Raw genomic sequence first — 17,030 nt, forward strand, 5'->3', positions numbered from 1 at the left:
CGCTTCGCGCTGAGCTCGCTGAGTTCAGCGCGAAGCGCCACCTCGCCGAGCAGCGAGCAAGACCAAAAGGCCCTAACCCTCCTAACCAAAGTCCTCGACGCTTCCTAACTCCCAGTACGACGCGCCCGCCATCCCCACAGCGGCAAGCGCCCGCACTAACCGGTCGGCCACATCGGCCCGAAGACGCGTCGCGACGTCATCGACTGCCACGAACTCGAGCGAGCTCAACTCCGGATCGGACACCTGCAGTCGCCGCTGGTCTTCCGCCACGAGGACACCACCGTCAAACGTGAACACCAATTGGTCATCCCACGGCCCTTGTGGACCAGCCCAATCGAGTGCAAGCAGCCGCCCGATGGTCAACTCGATACCGAGCTCCTCCAGCACTTCCCGCTGGGCCGCCAACCGCGGCGCTTCATTCGCCTCCGCCATCCCGCCCGGCAGATCCCAGAACTCCTTGTAGTTCGGATTCACCAGCAGTACTGCGCCGTTCTCGTCGCGGATCAGCACTTTCGCGGCCACCCGCTTCCTCGCCTGTTTGGCGTTTCCTTCCGCGAAGTACGCCCACCGAGCCGATTCGTCGCCAGTCACACCGGCCACGATATTCCGCTACCAGTCATCGGCTCGGGTGTACGAACCGTTCGGTGAGCAGTGAGGAATGCGGAGACTCCAGGCACGGCCGAGTGTGCCGCAAGCGCTCATCGCCCGGCGTCATCCGCGGTTTGGCGCGGGAAGAGCACCTTGTTCTGAAGGGATTGCGACAGTAGGCCGGCAGCTTTCGTGCGCATTGAGTCGAGCACAAGGCCCGTGACCAACCGGCGGGAGGCCTCTGACTTGGTGGAGGTCAGAGCATCTTGGAACTCACGGCTCTGTACGAGCTCGTCGACTGCCACCTTGCTGATTTCCAGCAGCCTCTGCTCGAGTTCGGGGTGATTAGCGAGGATGTCGAGGCGTGCGTCGTCGGTGTTATCCCGCTGCGCCGATGGGTAGAGGGCGACCGCTTGCAAGGTGGCCAAGGGAAGTCCGGCTTCCTCGAGGAATCGGCTGACGACAGCTTCGCCATCGCGGTAGCCGTACTTGCGGGCGTGCGGGTTGAGGATTGCGATGATCGCCTCGGCGTCGACGCCCGCCATCGTTATCGCGTCACGAACCACGTTGGCAAGGTGACCGCCGTCGGTGTACGCCGACGCGAGGTCGCCAATCGTTTTGACGATCGTCGTCACTGGCAGGCCTTCGACGCGGCACCACTCATCTCTAGCCAGAACGCCGCGGCGGAAGATGACGTCTGAGCGCCGCGATTGCCGTCGACCGGTCACCTTGAACTGGTAACGGTCGGCGTCCATATCGCCAAGCTCGTGAAGCCAGGCGGCAGATCGGAGGCACACCACCGCGTCCGGTGCGCGGAGACGCTCCGCGGCCGATCTCCGTGGGTCGATCGCCAGCCACGCCGCTCGGATGTCGTCGAACATGCTGGGCGGGGCCCCGGTCATCCGGTAGACGCCGTGTTGCACGCGCTTAACAGCGCCTTCGCGAAGGAGTTGCGCCAACGCCTGATGCGTCACTCCCAGCTTCACCGCTTGGGCAGCGGTCAGCAGACCCCATTGCTCACTTGCGAGCTCGGCAAGCAGGACAGCCTGTCGCATACACCTCCGATCCCTACTGCAAGCCTATCGAATACATATAGGTTTGCAGCGTCCGATCAAGGGTGAGCGGGGTTAGCTTTTAGTGGGGGCTGGACCTTGGGGGTGTGGTTGGTCCAGGTCAGTTCGGAGAGCCAGAGGGTGCGGCCGGGGGGATCGACGCCGATGAGGGCCGGGTCCCAGGCGTGGTAGACGAACCAGTAGCGGTCGCCCTTGCGCAAGACCATGTTGTGGCCGGGGCCGGCGGCGTCGTCGGATGAGGTGAGGATGGGGTCGCCGGATTTGCGGCACGGGCCGAGTGGGGAGTCACAGGTGGCGTGGCCGACGGCGTAGTCGGCTTTGTCGTAGGCGTTGGCGGAGTAGAAGAGGTGGAAGCGGCCTTCGCGTTCGACCATGTACGGCGCTTCGACCAGGTTGCCCTCCCATGGCAGGTCCTGCTTGAAGAGGCGTACGGGAGGGCCGACGAGGGATAGGCCGTCCGGGGAGAGGCGCGAGGCGTAGATCCAGGTGTCCTGGCCGATCGCGTTGCCGTCGTTCTTCCAGTAGAGGTATCGATCACCCGACGAGTCGACAAAGGGACTCGCGTCGATCGAACCACCCTCGTCCGCCTGGCAAAGGAAGGGCCGAGTCGAATTGTCGACATATGGACCTTCTGGCAGGGAGGCGACGGCGATACCGAGGCATTGCCGGCCGGAGGCGTCGTCCGCGGTCGTGTAGTACATGACGAATCGGTCAGGCGCGTGTACGGCGATCTCGGGCGCCCAGACCTTTCCCGGCGTAGTCCACGCGGGGAGGCGCGGCAGTGCGTCGCCCACTTGCTCCCACTTGACCAGGTCGGCCGAACGCAGGGTCTGAACGTTGCCCAAGGCACCGTTCGTCGCGAAGGCGTGAAAGCCGGCGGCCGTCTCGATCACGTGCGGATCGGCGAAACCGCCGTCGTACACCGGGTTGCTGAAGGTCATCTCAGTCCTTTCCGGGGTGGCCCCACAGGCGGCCAGCAAGGCGAAAATCACGGCTGAAGAAGAAAGTTTGAAAAGCATGCAACCTCCGGGACGTGGTCGTGCGTCTCCCACACGGCTCCACCAGGGAGCCGACTTGGGGAGGGAACCGAACACCATGAAGCTCACGATTCGCCGCGCGCTCGTCACCACCATCGCGCTCGCCATCGCGGCAAGCACCGGCGCGACAGCGGCCAACGCGACGACTGACACCAATACGACCACCACCCAGGCAACGCAGCAGGCGTCGTACTTGACCGCCACACCGACCGGCAAGCTCCTGCTCAACCAGTACGGCCGCCTGCTCGTCGACGGCACGCTCAAGGTCCGTTCGACCACTGGCGTGCTCGCTCCGCTCAAGGGCCAGCGGGTCTACGTCCAGGCCAGGCTCAGCGGCAGCACCACCTACAAGAACGTCTACGCCACCGACACCCACACCAACGGCAGCTACGAGACCGAAGCCCTGCTCGGCAAGGGATATGTCGGCGCCGACATCCGGGTCGCCTACCTCTCGCCGTACCAGTCGATCGCGTCCGACTTCACCTATGTCGGCAAGATCGTGGGGTTCAAGAAGATCGCCTCGGTCATCACCACCTCGTTGCCGTCTGTGCTGCGACCGGATGCCGAGGGCAACTTCCGCTTCCACGGTTACCTGAAGGTGAAGCACCCGTCCGGCAAGCTCGTTCCGCTCACGAACACCATCGTGATGGTCCGGGGCATGGGTGGCACGATGACCCAGTACGAGCGCATCGCCTTCACCACCAGCACGTCGAAGTCGGGCTTCTTCATGACGTACAAGCTGGCGGGCCTCGATCGGCTGCACGGTCACAAGATCCAGTTCCTGTTCAAGTCGCGGTACGACACCATCGCGTCCTCCGCGCTGTACGTCGGCAAAATCGCCTGACCGTACGACGTACCGACAGCCCGGACCTTTCCAAAAGGCCCGGGCTGTTGGTCATTTGACGGCGTAGAACCGCAAGTAGTCGAACGTGGCGACCGGCGGCGGGTTGGAGCCGGTCTGGTCGCCGTGCGCGTACAACCCGAGCTTGGGCGTCGCGCCGGCGGCAAGGACCCACGCGGCACCCCACGTCCACGTGGCACCGTCGATACTCGTGCCCGCGCGGTAGACGTGCTCGCCGGCCGCATTCCGCTGATAGGCAAGACGCATCCACAACGTAGGCGCGGGCCTGCCGATCGCGGCCGCGCCGTACGACGTGGCGCCGTCTTCCCGCGCCACCAGTTCGCGGCCGAACTCGGTCTGCCGGGTGCGCCAGATCGACACATCACCGAGGCGGGCGAAATCGTCGTCGTGGTGATAGGCGATCATCCCGGCCTGCTGGTAGTTCCGGATATCGCCTTCGCCAAGGTCGAGGTGCAGCTTGGTCTCGGCGATCCACCGATCCGTCGCCGGCGTCTGGTGGAATAGCAGACCCGCGTTGTTCCCGGACCCGACCAGGTCCGCGTTCTGCAACGGCCAGGAAAGCTTGCCATCGGCAACAGTCGCGCGAGTGTCCGGCCGCAACCAACTCCAGCCCTGGCCCAACGCACCGGTGAACTCGTCTCCCGACAACTGCCGCCCGATCTCCGGTACGGCGACAGGTTTGCGCACCGGTACTGCCGCCGAACGGATCGTCAGGTTGTCCACCTCGGCGCGTCCAGCCAACGAAACCCTCGCAGGCTTCAGCAATTGCGAGGCCACACGGACATCGGCATAAGCGTCACCGAGACCCGAGTCGCTCACTCGCGCGGTCGCACCCTCGGGACCAACCTGCACCGTAAGGCGATTCCACGCTGAAGCATCGAAACCAGCCGGCATCGGCGCCGTCGAAACCCGGCCGCCAGCGGTGATCCGGAGGACGTCCTGGCTCAACGTCACACCAACATGACCAAGGTTGACGGTCAGCTTGTCACCACGGACGTCCGCGTCGAAGCGAACCGAGCCACCCGGCGCAACCTGGCGCGTGACGGCGAACCCGTCGATCAACGCAGAAGCACCGCCGAGGGCGTCACCCGGCGACCGCTCAGCGCCGTACAGGCCTGATGCCGGGTCGGTGGAGTTGATGCCGAGGGATGAGCCGGTGACGGGAGCGGGTTGCGGGGTGTCGGATGGCCCGGCGCCGGCGCGGGTACGCGGCCAGCCGTTGATCCAGTCGATCCGGTCGATCAGCATCGGCCGCCGGTTGATGCCGAACGGTTCGTTCAGCCAGGGCTTCGACCGGTCGATCGCGTGGTAGACGATGTGGTCCTGGCCGGCCGCATCGGTGAGGAACGCGTGATGCCCGGGGCCGATCCAGCGGTTGCCGTTCTGCGTGATCACGGTGGTACCGCCGACGCGCGACTCGAGCATGCTCGCGCCATTGGCATCGAGGAACGGCCCACGCGGCGACTTGGACCGCCCGGCGAAGACGGAGTAGCCCGTCGTCGGTCCGGCGCAGCAGTTCATCGACGAGCCCATCAGGTAGTACCAACCATCCCGCCGTACGACGTACGCGCCTTCGTAGCGGTCGCCGATCGTCACCTGCGTGGGGGTGCCGACCGCGTGCAGGCCGTCGGGGGAGAGTTCCGTGACGGAGATGCCGCCGTAGAAGCCGCCGTAGTACAAGTAGCGCTTGCCGTCGACGGCGGTCAGCATGGCCGGGTCGATCGTGCCGAAGTAGCCGCCATTGCCGTCGGGCTTCGGCGTAACGACCGGGCCGTCGGTGGCCGTCCATGGGCCGGCGGGCGTTGGGGCGGTCGCGACACCGATGGCCGGGTCGCCTCCTGGGTTGGCCGCGGTGTCGGTGACGGTGAAGTACATGACGTAGCGGCCGCCGAAGTAGCGGATATCCGGAGCCCAGAAGAACGAGCCGGGCGCGGCCCACGCGGGTTTAGTGGACTCGTTGAACACCGTGCCGAGGTAGGTCCACGACGAGAAGTCCTTGGTCCGGGCCATGTGCATCAAGCCGAACGGTCCGCCTTCGACGAGCGGGTCCGAGGTGGCGTACGCGTACCAATAGCCGTCGCGGCCCTGGATCACGGCCGGGTCGGCGAAGGTGTCGGCAAACGGTGACGAGATCGCGTTCTGCGTGCCCTCCGCTGAAGGAGAAGCAGAGACGGTCAGGGGAGTAAGGGCCAGCGCGGCAGCGGTGACCAGCGTGGTGAGCAGACGAGGAGGCATGAGGCGGGTCCTCTCAGACGGTGCCTTTTGAAAGTGGGGGTCAACCTTTGATGCCGCTGCGAGCGACACCTTCGATGACGTACCGCTGAACGAAGATGTAGAGGATCAGCACCGGCACTGACGCGACGGTCGCGCCGGTCATGATCACCGGATAGTCGGTCGTATAGGCGCCCTGCAACAGCTTCAACCCGGCAGGCAGGGTCAAGCGCTCAGGGCTGAAGAGCACGTACAACGGCCAGATGAAGTCGTTCCAGTTGGCCAGGAACGACAGCACCGTCAGCGTTGCCAGCGCTGGTTTGGCGTTCGGCAGGATGATCCGGGTGAAGACGGTCCACGCGTTGGCGCCGTCGATCATCGCGACTTCCTCCAGCTCGCGCGGGATGGCGAGGAAGAACTGCCGCATGAAGAACACGCCGAACGCACCGGCCGCGCCCGGAACCACCAGAGCCCAGAGCGTGTCGAGCCAACCGAGGTTGTCCATCAACAGGTAGTTCGGCATCAGGAAGACGAACCCGGGCACGAACAACGTGGCCATGATCAACCCGAAGATCGCCTTCTTGAAGCGAAACTCCATCCTGGCCAGGGCATAACCCGCCATCGAGGCGACCAGCACCACCAGACCCGCGTGCAGCGTGGCCGCGACGAACGAGTTGATCGCCCAGCGCAGCACCGGATTCTGGCCGCCCGTGGTGAGAATCTCGCCATACGCGCGCCCTGTCGGGTCCTCGGGCCAAATTGTCGGAGGCGTCTGCTGGGATTCACCTACCGACTTGAACGAGGTGATCCCCATCCATACCAACGGCGCGACGAAGACCACCGTGAGCGCGATGACCAGCACCCAGAACCCGACAGACGGCCGCCGTTTCATTTCTTCTCCCTCAGCAGGACGAAGTTCACCAACGAGACGACCGCGAGGCAGACCGCCAAGACGTAGCTCATCGCCGTGGCCTGGCCCATCCGGAACTGGGAGAGACCCGTGTCCGCGATGACCATCAACGCTGTCCGCGTGCTGTCGCCCGGCCCGCCCTGAGTCACCAGGACGGATTGGCCGAACATGTTGGCGCTGGCCAGCACGGTCATCGTCACCACGAACACGAAGACCGGCTTCAACCCCGGCATTGTGACGTGGACGAACCGCTGCCACGCGCCGGCACCGTCAAGCTGCGCCGCCTCGTACTGCTCGGCCGGGATGTCCTGCAGTCCGGCGAGGTAGATGACCGCGTTGAAGCCGACCGTCCACCACACCGTCATGCCGACCAACGCGATCCATGCCCATGGCATCGACGTCGTCCAGCCGATATCGCTATCCCTGCCCAGCAAACGGAGGCCCGCGTTCAGCACCCCGAAACTCGTATCGAGGATGTACCGGAACATCAGGCCGACGACTGCCACCCCGAGCACGTACGGCGCGAAGTAGACCGCCCGGAAGAACGTCCGCCCCGGGAAGCGCCGGTTCAGCAGTACGGCCAGCCCGAGCGGCAGCGCGACCAGGAACGGGACTGAGGCCACCGTGAAGATCGCGGTGGCCCGCATCCCGTGCCAGAACGGCTCGGACGTCGTCGACAACGGGTCGAACAGGTCCTTGTAGTTCTGCAGCCCGGTGAACGGTTTGCCCGGGAGCTGGAAGTCCCAATCGTGCAGGCTCATCCAGAACCCAAAGAGAGCAGGTCCGATCACGAACAACCCGAACAACACCAGGTAAGGCGCCAGGAACAGGTACGGAGTCGCTCTGCCGTAGCCCCTCATGCCCCGTACTTCTTGCGGTTGGCCTCCAGGATCTTGTCGGCCCGGGCGGCGGCGTCCGCAAGCGCCTTGGCCGGTTCGGCCTTGAGCAGGACCGCCTCGTTGATCGCCTTGTTCAGTTCGGCCAGGGCGTCACCGATGCCCGGCACCGGCGGCGGGAAGTGCAGGTCGTCCACCTGGGTCGCGAGCGCGGCCTGCTCGGTCAACGCCTTGAACTCGGCCGATTCCCGGACCTGCTTGCGCGCCGGGACCTGCCCGCCCTTAGCCCATTCGAGCGACTTCTGGCTGACGTAGTTCACGAAAACCCGGGCCGCGGCCGACTTGTTCGCGTCGGGCGTCTTCAGCTTCGGCAGGCAGAACTGGTGCGATCCAGCCCACGCGGCCTTAGTGCCTCCGATGTTCGGCAGCGGCGCCACCCCCCACTCGAGGCCCTTCTTCTCCTTCAGGGTGTTGATGTTCCAGATGCCGTTCCAGTTGAAGGCGGTCTTGCCATTCTGCAGGGCGATCGCGTCCGCGTCCTGGGCGACGTTCTTCGGGCTGTGCCCGTTCTTCACCAGGTCGGTGAACCAGGTCAGCGCCTGGACGCCCGGCTCCTCGGCCCAGATCGCCTTGTTCGCCTCGGGGTTGAACATGTCGCCGCCGAACTGCCAGATCAACGCCTGCACACTGAGCACACCCGTGAACTGGAACGGCGAGGCCCAATGCCCCTGGATCCCCTTGGCCTTCAGGGCGTCGAGCGCGGCGGCGTACTCCTCGGCGGTCGCCGGCGGCTTGGCCGGGTCGAGGCCCGCCTGCTTCATCAACGTCTTGTTGTAGAAGAACCCGAGCGGATGTACGTCGAGCGGAATGCCGTACCGCTTGCCGTTGTACTCGCCGGCCTTCCAGACCACCTCGGCGAAGTCGTCCTGCTTCAGGTCGAGCGCCTTCGCGACGTCGTCCAGCGGCTCGATCACGTTGCGGGCGGCGTTCGTGGCGAGCGAGTCGACGTGCATGATCGCGATCGCGGGACCACGGCCACTGCTCACGGCAGTCGGCAGCTTGGTGTAGTAGTCGGCCCACTGCATCACGGTCATCTTGACCTTGATGTTGGGGTTCTCGGCGTTGAACTGGTCGACCAGCTTGCGCATGAACGGGCCGTCACCACCGGTGAACCCGTTCCAGAAGTCGAGCTCGACCGCCGGGCCGTCGTACCCCTTGGCCCCACCGTCACCGGTCGCTTGCCCTGGCTTACCGGCCGAGCCTTCACCACAGCCGGTCAGCGCACCTAGACCAAGTGCGCCGGCACCCGCGAGCACCAGCCGGCGGGAGACGTATTGCGTGTTCACCGTGTACCTCCAGGGGAGAGCCTGATCATGTGCCACGAGGCAGGGGGCAACGTGGCCGTTCCGGTACCGCCTTGCACGGTGGTCGTCTCCACCGTGCGCGGTACCACCCGGTCCGGGTCGGTTGCGGAGTTCACCGCGGACCGGTCGTCGTCGTACAGGCCGAGGTGCTCGATCAGCTCGAGCCCCGGCGCGGGGAATTGCAGGTCGACCTCTTCGGTCTCCGAGCGGTTGACCACGAACAGCACGGTCTCGCCCGTCGTCTCGTCGTACGTCGCGGTGCTCCACAACGCGGGCACCTTGCCGAAGGCCTTGGTTTCGAGCTCGGGCCCGGCGATCTCCGTCTGCAGCACCTTGTTGCCGGCGTACCGGGCGGTGAGCGCGAAGGGATGGAAGATGGTCTGCCGCCAGGCCGGGCCGTCGGGCTCGGTGCGGATCGGGCCGATCACGTTCACCAGTTGGGCCTGGCAGGCGATCTTCACGCGGTCGGCGTGCCGGAGCAGCGTGATCAGCAGGCTGCCGACCACGACCGCGTCGTCCACGGTGTACGTGTCCTCGATCAGTGGGCTGACCTCACGGATGCCGAGGCCGAGCTCGCCGGGGAAGTGCCGCTGGTACCAGACGTTCCACTCGTCGAACGACAGCGTCATCACCTTGTCGCTGCGCTTGAGCGCCTTCACGTGGTCAGCCGTCGCGACCACTTCGGTGATGAAACGGTCCATCTCCTCGGCGGCAGCGAGGAAGCTCGCCTGGTCGTCGCCGTTCGGCTCGTAGTAGGCGTGCAGGGAGATGTGGTCGACCTGGTCGTACGTGCGCTCGAGCACCGTGCGCTCCCAGTCGCCGAACGTCGGCATACCCCGATTGCTCGAGCCGCAGACCACCAACTCCAACTCCGGATCGACCCGGCGCATCGCGTTCGCGGTCTCCTCGGCCAGCCGGGCGTACTCCTCGGCGGTCTTGTGACCGATCTGCCAGGGGCCGTCCATCTCGTTGCCGAGGCACCAGATCCGGATGTCGTGCGGCTTCTCGCTGCCGTTGGCGACCCGGCGATCGGACACCTCGGTGCCGGCCGGGAGGTTGCAGTACTGGAGGAGCTCGACGGCTTCGGCGATACCGCGGGTGCCGAGGTTCACCGCCCAGATTGGCTCGACGCCGGCCTTGCCGGCCCAAGCGACGAACTCGTCGGTGCCGAACTGGTTGGTCTCGATCGCCCGCCAGGCCAGGTCGAGCCGGCGCGGCCGCTGGTCCTTCGGCCCGACGCCGTCCTCCCAGTTGTAGTTCGAGACGAAGTTGCCACCGGGATAGCGCACGGCGGTGACACCGAGCTCGCGGACCAGGTCGAGTACGTCGGTCCGGAAGCCGTTCTCGTCGGCCGTGGCATGGCCTGGTTCGTAGATACCGGTGTAGACGCACCGGCCCATGTGCTCGACGAAAGAGCCGAACAGCCGGCGGTCCAGATCACCGGCCACGAAGGCGCGATCGACGGCTAGGCGGGCTACGGACACATCGTCCTCCAGAGGATTTACAACGATTGACCTGATTTCTACAACGATTGACATAGGCTGTAAAGAGCTCGGCTTGCACGAGCTGTTGGTCGGGGCCGTGGCACACTCGGCGACTAACGGATCGCGACGGTCCGGTTCCAGGAGGTGGGGCACGATGGTGGCGACGCGGCTGAGCGATGTGGCGGCGCGGGCGGGCGTGTCGGTCAAGACGGTCTCGAACGTCATCAACGACTACCCGCACATCACCGCGGTCACCCGGGCCAAGGTCGAGGCGGCCATCGCCGAGCTCGGTTACACGCCGAACGTCAGCGCCCGCTCCCTGCGCAAGGGCCGATCCGACTTCATCGCGCTCGCCATTCCCGAGATGGCCTCGCCGTACTTCGCCGAGCTCGGGGCCGCGATCAGCCGGGCCGCGAAGAAGCGCGGCATCACCGTGCTGATCGACCAGACCGAGGGCGAGCCCGCCGCCGAGAAGTTCGTACTGGACGGGATGCGCGGTCAGTTGATCGACGGCATCATCTTCTCCCCGATCACCACCACGCCGACCAAGATCACCGTCGCCGAGGACGGCAAACCCCTGCTGCTGCTCGGTGAGCGTCAGCCCGGCGGTGCGGTCGACCATGTCGCGGTCGACTCGGTCAAGGCGTCGTACGACGCGACCACCCATCTCGTCTCGATCGGCCGGCGGCGCATCGCAGCCATCGGTGTCGGCGGCGGCGCGGGCACAGGCGCCGTACGGCGGAAGGGGTATCGCAAAGCGCTGAAGGCGGCCGGTCTGCCGATCGACCCGGCGCTCGAGATCGACGGCACGGGCTACCACCGGGAGGACGGCGCTGCCGCGATGCGGGATCTGCTCGCGCTGCCTGTTGGGAGCAGGCCTGACGCCGTCTTCTGCTTCAACGACCTGCTCGCGCTCGGCGCGCTGCGGGCCTTGGCCGACGCGGGGCTGTCCGTGCCGGATGACGTGGCCGTGGTGGGGTTCGACGACATCGAGGACGGCCGGTACCACTCGCCTTCGCTGACGACGATCGCGCCTGACCTGGACTGGCTGGCGGAGAACGCGGTCGGTCTGCTGCTCGAGCGAATCGCGGGCAAGGGTCCGGCCGAGCGGCGCGACCTCGCCGTGCCGTACACGCTGCAGGTGCGCGAATCCACCGGTGGCTGACTTCTCGCAGCTCGTCGGGTCGTATCAGGGCGAGTTGCACGCGCACTGCTACCGGATGCTCGGCTCGGCGCATGACGCGGACGACGCGGTGCAGGAGACGCTCGTCCGCGCGTGGCAGCACCTCGAGCGCGGCCGGTACGAGGACCGCGGGGCGATCCGGCCCTGGCTCTACAAGATCGCGACCAACCGCTGCTTGACGATGATCGAGCGCCGGGGACGTCGGGAGCTGCCGACCTCGTTTGAGGCCGGGTCGCGAGAGGTCGCTTGGCTGGAACCGTATCCGGGTAATCAGTTGGCATGGACCGCCGAGCTGAGTCCGGAGGACCGGGTCGTCGCGCTGGAGTCGGTCGAACTCGCGTTCGTCGCTTCGCTGCAACACCTCTCGGCCCTGCAACGCGCCGTACTGCTGCTGCGTGAGGTGCTCGCCTTCAGCGCCAAGGAGGTCGCGGAACAACTCGACACCTCGGTTGCCTCGGTCAACAGCGCCTTGCAGCGTGCGCGGAAGATGGTGGGTGGGCGGCCAAGCCAGCAAGCCGTTGGCGATACCAGCCGGATCGCCCGCTCGTACGTTGCCGCCTGGGAGGCCGGGGACGTCGACGCGATCGTGGCGATGCTGGCCGAGGACGCGAAGTACTCGATGCCGCCGCTACCCGCCTGGTACCAGGGGCGCGAGGCGATCCGTGGCTTCCTGCTGGACGGACCTCTGCTCGAGCGGTGGCGTTTCCTACCGGCCGAGGCCAACGGGCAGCTCGCCTTCGCCACCTATCGGCTGGACCCGTCCGGCTCGTACGTCGCGAGCGGGCTGGACGTACTCGCCATCCGCGGGCGTCTTATCGTCGAAGTGGTGTCATTCCTCGAGGCCGACTTCACCGAATTCGGATTGCCCGCGACCTTGCGATGAGTTTCGGCCTCGGCCCGGGTTCTTTGAGTAGAACCTATCGAAGGGAAGCCGGCCATGACCGCAGAGCAGGAAATCCGCGAACTCATCCACCGCTGGGCCGACGCCGTACACAAGGGCGACCTACCCGGTGTGCTGGCCGATCACGCCGACGACATCGTGATGTACGACGTTCCGCCGCCGTACGAGGGTGTGCGGGGGATCGACGCGTACGAGCAGACCTGGCCCGGCTTCTTCCAGTGGCAGGCCCAGGGCGCGGTATTCGAGATCGTGGAGCTAGACGTCATCGCCGGGGACGACGTCGCCTTCGCGTACGCCCTACTCCGCTGCGGCATGCCCGACGAGATCGTCGTCAACCGCCTCCGCCTCACCCTTGGCCTACGCCGCGTCGACGGCCGCTGGATCGTCGCCCACGAACACCACTCCTTCCCCCTCCCCGACAACGCCCAGTCGGAACGGGAGGTGCGCGAAGTCCACGAAGGCTGGTACGCCGCCACCGCGACCAATGACCTCGACGCCATGATGGCCTCGATCGCCGACGACGTCGTGTCGTACGAACACGAGCCGCCCTTGTCCTACGAAGGTGTCGACGCCGTCCGCGAGGTCTGCCGCCGCGGCCTCGAAGCGGGCGGAGGCCAACCGATCACCCTCGCCATGCCCGACCTACGCGTGGTCGCCGACGGAGACCTAGCCGTCGCCTGGGGCCTCAACAAAGTGGTCTCAAACGGCAAAACCCACTGGTCCCGAGCCACCCGCATCTTCCAAAAACGCTCCGGCAGCTGGCAACTAACCCACCAACACCTCTCCGTCCCCCACGACCTCACACCTTGAGGGTGGTGGTGAGGCGGCTGGTGGCGGTGCCGGTGAGGGTGGGGAGGCCGGCGGGGCGGCCGGTGGCGACAAGGATGAGGTCGGCGAGGGGGCCGCGGAGGTCTTGGGTGCCGGTGCCTGCGGACCAGTCGCAGTCGGTCGCCACGAGCCTGGTGTCGCGGAGGCGGCGGTGGGCGCCGTAGAACTTGCTACCGATGACGTGGTTCGCGGCGTGGATCGCCGGTTCGATGGGCATTCGGCGGACTCGGCCTAGCGGGCGGGCGATGTCCTGGCCGTGGACCAGGGCGTCGAGTAGCGGGTCGAGGATGCCGGCGCCGGGTGTGCGGTGGGGTGAGCCCGCGGTTTCGCGGAGTTGCGCGATCAGCTCCGCGGGGGTGAATCGGCGGGCTCGCTCGGTGGCCAGGATGGTCTCCATCCGGTCGAAGCTGAGGCGCGCACGGAACACCGTCTTGAGTACGACGGACCAGGTGGTGCGCGTCGACATCGTCATATGAGCGGCCACGTCGCGAACGGTCCAACCCGCGCACAGCGAGTCCGCCTGCCACTCGTCCTCCCTCAACTCCTCAAGGAAGTCCGCCAGGCTGAGTCGTTCCGCCTTGGTCCAAGCGAGGATCTGCGCGTCGTCCGTCATGTTCGGTCCTTTCGTCGTGGCTCCCATGCCATAACCACGAACGAGACCCCGCCGAATGGACAACGCACACCGAACTGCCCGGTTTGTGCATAACTCTCCCGCGAGGTGCCTTTTGGTGCTTGCACGCGCGCGACGTAACGAGGCACCTCGCGGGAGGGTTTTCCACAGACTGCGAAAGGGTTAGAAGTTGGTGGTGCAGGTGGTTAGGGTGGCGGTTACGGAGGCGCCTCGGGCGACGGTGATCTGACGGGTTTCGAGGACTGTGCCGTTCGCCCTTTCGCAGGTGAAGGTCCAGGACTCGGTCTGACCCTGCTGTACGGCGATCGGCCGCGTCGACGGGTTCGCGTGGAAGGTGTACGTGCCACCGGTCGGGACGACCATCGTGGTGTTGAGTACGTCCGGGACGTTGGTGCCGTTCCACGTCTTGGTGTTGAACGACTTCTTCAGGCGAAGCACCGCACCGGCCGGCGCTGTCCCGGTGATCACGGAGTGCCGCGCGGGGTTGATCGTGCTCTCGGCCGCGACCAGGAAGGCCTCGCGGTTGCCCTTGCCGGCCGTACTACCCGTACCGAAGTAGTAGTTGATGACGTTCGAGAAGGCTGGGTGGAATGACGAGGCGCCGTGCTCGAAGGTGAAGCCCAGACCACCCGTGGCGTAGTACGACCAGTCCTCGGTCGTACCAGTGGTGTCGTACAACTGGTAGCCGTACTGGCTGCTGTAACCGTTCTGAGCCGCCATCTGGTCGGCAAGCGACTTGTAGAGCGTCTCGTCGGGCGTCTTCGGCGCGGCGGCGTAACCCGGCTGACGGAGCACCAGGTTCGAGTAGGTGTGGTTGGTGATCAGCGTGGTCGCCTGGTACGACGAGACCAGCGACTGGATGTTGCGCGTCTCCGGCTCACTGAACGCACTAGGCCCCCTGTAGGTCTCACTAGTGAGACTGGTCGACGCACCGGGGCCACCCCAGAAGCCGGAGTAGTTCCGGTTGGGATCGACGCCGCGCGACTGGTTCGTCGACTGGGCGCACTGGCCGGGCGTCGGCAACTGGCCGTTGGTGATCCGGCAGTTCTTCCGCTTCATCTCGTAGCCGAGGGAGCGGCTGAGCTGGAAGCCGTCCGGGTTCACCACGGGCACGAGTACGACGCGCGCCTTGTCCAGGATGTTCGTGAACCGCGGGATCACGCCATCGTTCTGCAACAGGTCGTAGCCGAACTCGATGGTGAGCTCACCCGACGGCCATTCGCGCGCGTGGTGCAGGCCCATCATCACGAAGACCGGCTTACCGTCGGCCACGTTGACGTTGCGGCTGATCTCGAGCCCGCGGATCGCGCGGCCTTCCAGCGAAGGGTTCTTCAAGGTGATGACCTTGGCCTTCGTCGGGTACTGCGCGGCCAGCGCGTTCAGGTTGTTCTCGTAGTCGGCCAGCTGCCGGTACGCCGTCCGGCCACTCGGCAACGTGGCGGTCGGCGCCATCGCGAACGCGCGGTCCTCGGCCTCGCGTCGGCGGTCCGTCTCCACCAGGTCGCCGTCGAGCACGGACCAGGTGAAACCGGCCAGTCGCAGCAACCGCAGATCTTGGTTGCTGTGGGCAACGACATCGACGTGCTTCGGACCAGCCGACTCGGCCAGGTCCAGATCGAGTTTGGTGAGCCGCTTCTTGGCGGCGGTGCTGTCCGCATCGACGCGGATCAGCTGGATCTTCTCGGCGACGGACTCGGGCTGCGGATCCGGCTGGCTGAACGCACCGGCACTGGCCTGACCGGTGATGAGCAGCGCGGCCAGGCCGGCGATTCCGAGCGGGGCAAGCCGGCGCCATCGGGCGGATGGAAACACGGTGACCTCCAGTAATGGGCGGGTAACTGAGGGTAGGACCGCCTATACCTTCCACGGAAGCAGTTCCAGCCCGTCCGCCCGGCACATCTGGGCCCCGTCATCGTGGTGCCACTAACTAGCCCACTAACTAGCGCAGCCCCGCCAACTGAAGAGCGAGCCCACGGCGGATGCGCGGGTTCAGCGCGAGCACCCGAAGCGCCACATTCCGAATGCTCCGCAACGCCGGCTTCGCCGTACCGATGACCGTGAGCCGATGGGCGAGAGCCACGACCCGGCGAGCCTCCTCCACAGCCCGTACGGCGTACTCGTCCAGCGGCCCTTCGTCCCCCTTACGCAGCGCAGTCGACAGCGCTCCCGCCAACGCCACCGCGTCACGAAGGCCGAGGTTCATCCCCTGCCCACCGGCCGGGCTGTGCGTATGCGCGGCATCACCCGCTAGCAGGATCCGCCCCGCGCGATACCGCGGCGCCACTCGCTCGTGGATGCGGAAGCGCGATCCCCACACCACTTCCCGTACGACGACCTCGCCGCGGCCCGGGCCTCGCGTATCCACCAGCCGCTGGGCGAACGCGACGTCCGGCTGCTCCGGCGCCGGGTCGATCTGCGCGACCAGGCGGATCGTCCCGTCGGGCAGTGGCGCGGAGACGAGAATGCCCTCCTTGGAGAAGAAGAGCACCACCTCCTCGAGCGGCAGACCTTCCGCCTTCACATCGGCGAGCGCGAACGACAGCTCGAGGTCCTCACCCTCGAACCCGAGCCCAGCCTGATCCCGCACCACGCTGTGCATCCCGTCCGCCGCCACGACGTACGACGCCCGGATGGTCTGGCCATCGGCCAAGGTGACGGTGGCGCCGTCCGCGTCCTGCACCACGCCGGTCACGACGTACGGGCGGCGCACCTCGCCACCGAGCTCGGTCAGCCGCTCGAGCAGCACTCGCTCGGTGACGTCCTGCGGGACCATCAGCGTGAACGGGTACGGCGTCGGCAGGTCGCCGAACTCGACGGGCATGAGCTCACGACGACCCGATCGGACGCTGAACGACTTCGCCTTGATGCCGAGCTCGACCAGTCGCTCGCTGATGCCGAGGTCGGCCAGCATCTCCAGCGTGCGGGCGTGCACGACGGCGGCCCGCGACGTGTTGGCCCCGGCGGCCAGACGGTCCAGCACCACCACCTGGTGACCCTGTTGCGTCAGCGCGACCCCGAGCGCCAGACCCACCGGGCCGGCTCCGACCACTACGACCTCGACCTGCTCCATCGTGCACTCCTCTCGTCTAGGTCAACGCTTGTTGACCAACACTTGTTGACCA

General features: G+C 66.3%; 15 protein-coding genes. 4 read left to right on the forward strand and 11 right to left on the reverse strand.

Going from position 1 to position 17,030, the window contains the following annotated elements; genetic code table 11:
* Positions 1-81: 81 nt before the first annotated feature.
* The 3 genes from OG394_RS25935 to OG394_RS25945 all read right to left on the reverse strand — a co-directional run bounded on the left by OG394_RS25935 (position 82) and on the right by OG394_RS25945 (position 2,602).
* A complete protein-coding gene (locus OG394_RS25935; RefSeq protein ID WP_328989683.1) occupies positions 82-591 on the reverse strand; it encodes an NUDIX hydrolase in 510 nt (169 codons plus the stop codon).
* 107 nt (positions 592-698) lie between these two features.
* Positions 699-1,643, reverse strand: a complete 945-nt coding sequence (locus OG394_RS25940; protein ID WP_328989684.1) for a type IV toxin-antitoxin system AbiEi family antitoxin domain-containing protein — start codon at positions 1,641-1,643, stop codon at positions 699-701.
* 56 nt (positions 1,644-1,699) lie between these two features.
* A complete protein-coding gene (locus tag OG394_RS25945; RefSeq protein ID WP_328989685.1) occupies positions 1,700-2,602 on the reverse strand; it encodes a glycoside hydrolase family 43 protein in 903 nt (300 codons plus the stop codon).
* Between the two features lie 154 nt (positions 2,603-2,756).
* Here OG394_RS25945 and OG394_RS25950 point away from each other — a divergent pair, with 154 nt between their 5' ends.
* Positions 2,757-3,542: a hypothetical protein gene (locus OG394_RS25950; protein WP_328989686.1), complete on the forward strand. Its 786-nt coding sequence runs from the start codon at positions 2,757-2,759 to the stop codon at positions 3,540-3,542.
* Between the two features lie 51 nt (positions 3,543-3,593).
* On the opposite strand, the gene OG394_RS25955 is transcribed toward OG394_RS25950, so the two are convergent.
* The 5 genes from OG394_RS25955 to arfA are packed head-to-tail and all read right to left on the reverse strand — an operon-like array spanning position 3,594 to position 10,365.
* Entirely contained in the window at positions 3,594-5,795 is a 2,202-nt protein-coding gene (locus OG394_RS25955; protein WP_328989687.1) for a family 43 glycosylhydrolase, read from the reverse strand.
* A gap of 40 nt (positions 5,796-5,835) precedes the next feature.
* Positions 5,836-6,663 carry a carbohydrate ABC transporter permease gene (locus OG394_RS25960; protein WP_328989688.1) on the reverse strand — a complete coding sequence of 276 codons (828 nt, stop codon included), beginning with the start codon at positions 6,661-6,663 and terminating at the stop codon, positions 5,836-5,838.
* Positions 6,660-7,541 carry a carbohydrate ABC transporter permease gene (locus OG394_RS25965; RefSeq protein WP_328989689.1) on the reverse strand — a complete coding sequence of 294 codons (882 nt, stop codon included), beginning with the start codon at positions 7,539-7,541 and terminating at the stop codon, positions 6,660-6,662. The genes OG394_RS25960 and OG394_RS25965 overlap by 4 nt, the downstream gene beginning before the upstream one ends.
* Positions 7,538-8,863, reverse strand: coding sequence for an ABC transporter substrate-binding protein (locus OG394_RS25970; RefSeq protein ID WP_328989690.1), 1,326 nt, complete (start codon positions 8,861-8,863; stop codon positions 7,538-7,540). Before OG394_RS25970 ends, OG394_RS25965 begins: the two co-directional genes overlap by 4 nt.
* A complete protein-coding gene (gene arfA / locus OG394_RS25975) occupies positions 8,860-10,365 on the reverse strand; it encodes an arabinosylfuranosidase ArfA (RefSeq protein ID WP_328989691.1) in 1,506 nt (501 codons plus the stop codon). Before arfA ends, OG394_RS25970 begins: the two co-directional genes overlap by 4 nt.
* A 154-nt stretch (positions 10,366-10,519) precedes the next feature.
* Here arfA and OG394_RS25980 point away from each other — a divergent pair, with 154 nt between their 5' ends.
* Genes OG394_RS25980 through OG394_RS25990 form a run of 3 tightly spaced genes read left to right on the forward strand, consistent with a single transcriptional unit; the run spans position 10,520 to position 13,259 of the window.
* Positions 10,520-11,530 (forward strand): LacI family DNA-binding transcriptional regulator, encoded by a 1,011-nt coding sequence (locus OG394_RS25980; protein WP_328989692.1) that lies wholly within the window; start codon positions 10,520-10,522, stop codon positions 11,528-11,530.
* Positions 11,523-12,431, forward strand: a complete 909-nt coding sequence (locus tag OG394_RS25985; protein ID WP_328989693.1) for a sigma-70 family RNA polymerase sigma factor — start codon at positions 11,523-11,525, stop codon at positions 12,429-12,431. The genes OG394_RS25980 and OG394_RS25985 overlap by 8 nt, the downstream gene beginning before the upstream one ends.
* Positions 12,432-12,485: 54 nt before the next feature.
* Positions 12,486-13,259 carry a YybH family protein gene (locus OG394_RS25990; protein ID WP_328989694.1) on the forward strand — a complete coding sequence of 258 codons (774 nt, stop codon included), beginning with the start codon at positions 12,486-12,488 and terminating at the stop codon, positions 13,257-13,259.
* On the opposite strand, the gene OG394_RS25995 is transcribed toward OG394_RS25990, so the two are convergent.
* The 3 genes from OG394_RS25995 to OG394_RS26005 form a co-directional block, all read right to left on the reverse strand.
* Entirely contained in the window at positions 13,249-13,890 is a 642-nt protein-coding gene (locus OG394_RS25995) for a maleylpyruvate isomerase family mycothiol-dependent enzyme (RefSeq protein WP_328989695.1), read from the reverse strand. The two genes, OG394_RS25990 and OG394_RS25995, sit on opposite strands and share 11 nt — an antisense overlap.
* 180 nt (positions 13,891-14,070) lie before the next feature.
* Entirely contained in the window at positions 14,071-15,720 is a 1,650-nt protein-coding gene (locus OG394_RS26000) for a M14 family metallopeptidase (protein WP_328989696.1), read from the reverse strand.
* A 127-nt stretch (positions 15,721-15,847) separates the two neighbouring features.
* Positions 15,848-16,978, reverse strand: coding sequence for an FAD-dependent oxidoreductase (locus OG394_RS26005; protein ID WP_328989697.1), 1,131 nt, complete (start codon positions 16,976-16,978; stop codon positions 15,848-15,850).
* Between the last annotated feature and the right edge of the window lie 52 nt (positions 16,979-17,030).

Source organism: Kribbella sp. NBC_01245 (assembly GCF_036226525.1).
GTDB lineage: Bacteria > Actinomycetota > Actinomycetes > Propionibacteriales > Kribbellaceae > Kribbella.

Excerpts from the sequence above, each read along its gene's own strand:
- OG394_RS25950 (WP_328989686.1), top strand. The coding sequence starts at position 2,757 with ATGAAGCTCACGATTCGCCGCGCGCTCGTCACCACCATCGCGCTCGCC.
- OG394_RS25945 (WP_328989685.1), bottom strand. The coding sequence starts at position 2,602 with ATGACCTTCAGCAACCCGGTGTACGACGGCGGTTTCGCCGATCCGCAC.
- OG394_RS25980 (WP_328989692.1), top strand. The coding sequence starts at position 10,520 with ATGGTGGCGACGCGGCTGAGCGATGTGGCGGCGCGGGCGGGCGTGTCG.
- OG394_RS25990 (WP_328989694.1), top strand. The coding sequence starts at position 12,486 with ATGACCGCAGAGCAGGAAATCCGCGAACTCATCCACCGCTGGGCCGAC.
- OG394_RS25995 (WP_328989695.1), bottom strand. The coding sequence starts at position 13,890 with ATGACGGACGACGCGCAGATCCTCGCTTGGACCAAGGCGGAACGACTC.
- OG394_RS25960 (WP_328989688.1), bottom strand. The coding sequence starts at position 6,663 with ATGAAACGGCGGCCGTCTGTCGGGTTCTGGGTGCTGGTCATCGCGCTC.
- OG394_RS25965 (WP_328989689.1), bottom strand. The coding sequence starts at position 7,541 with ATGAGGGGCTACGGCAGAGCGACTCCGTACCTGTTCCTGGCGCCTTAC.
- OG394_RS25955 (WP_328989687.1), bottom strand. The coding sequence starts at position 5,795 with ATGCCTCCTCGTCTGCTCACCACGCTGGTCACCGCTGCCGCGCTGGCC.
- OG394_RS26005 (WP_328989697.1), bottom strand. The coding sequence starts at position 16,978 with ATGGAGCAGGTCGAGGTCGTAGTGGTCGGAGCCGGCCCGGTGGGTCTG.
- OG394_RS25940 (WP_328989684.1), bottom strand. The coding sequence starts at position 1,643 with ATGCGACAGGCTGTCCTGCTTGCCGAGCTCGCAAGTGAGCAATGGGGT.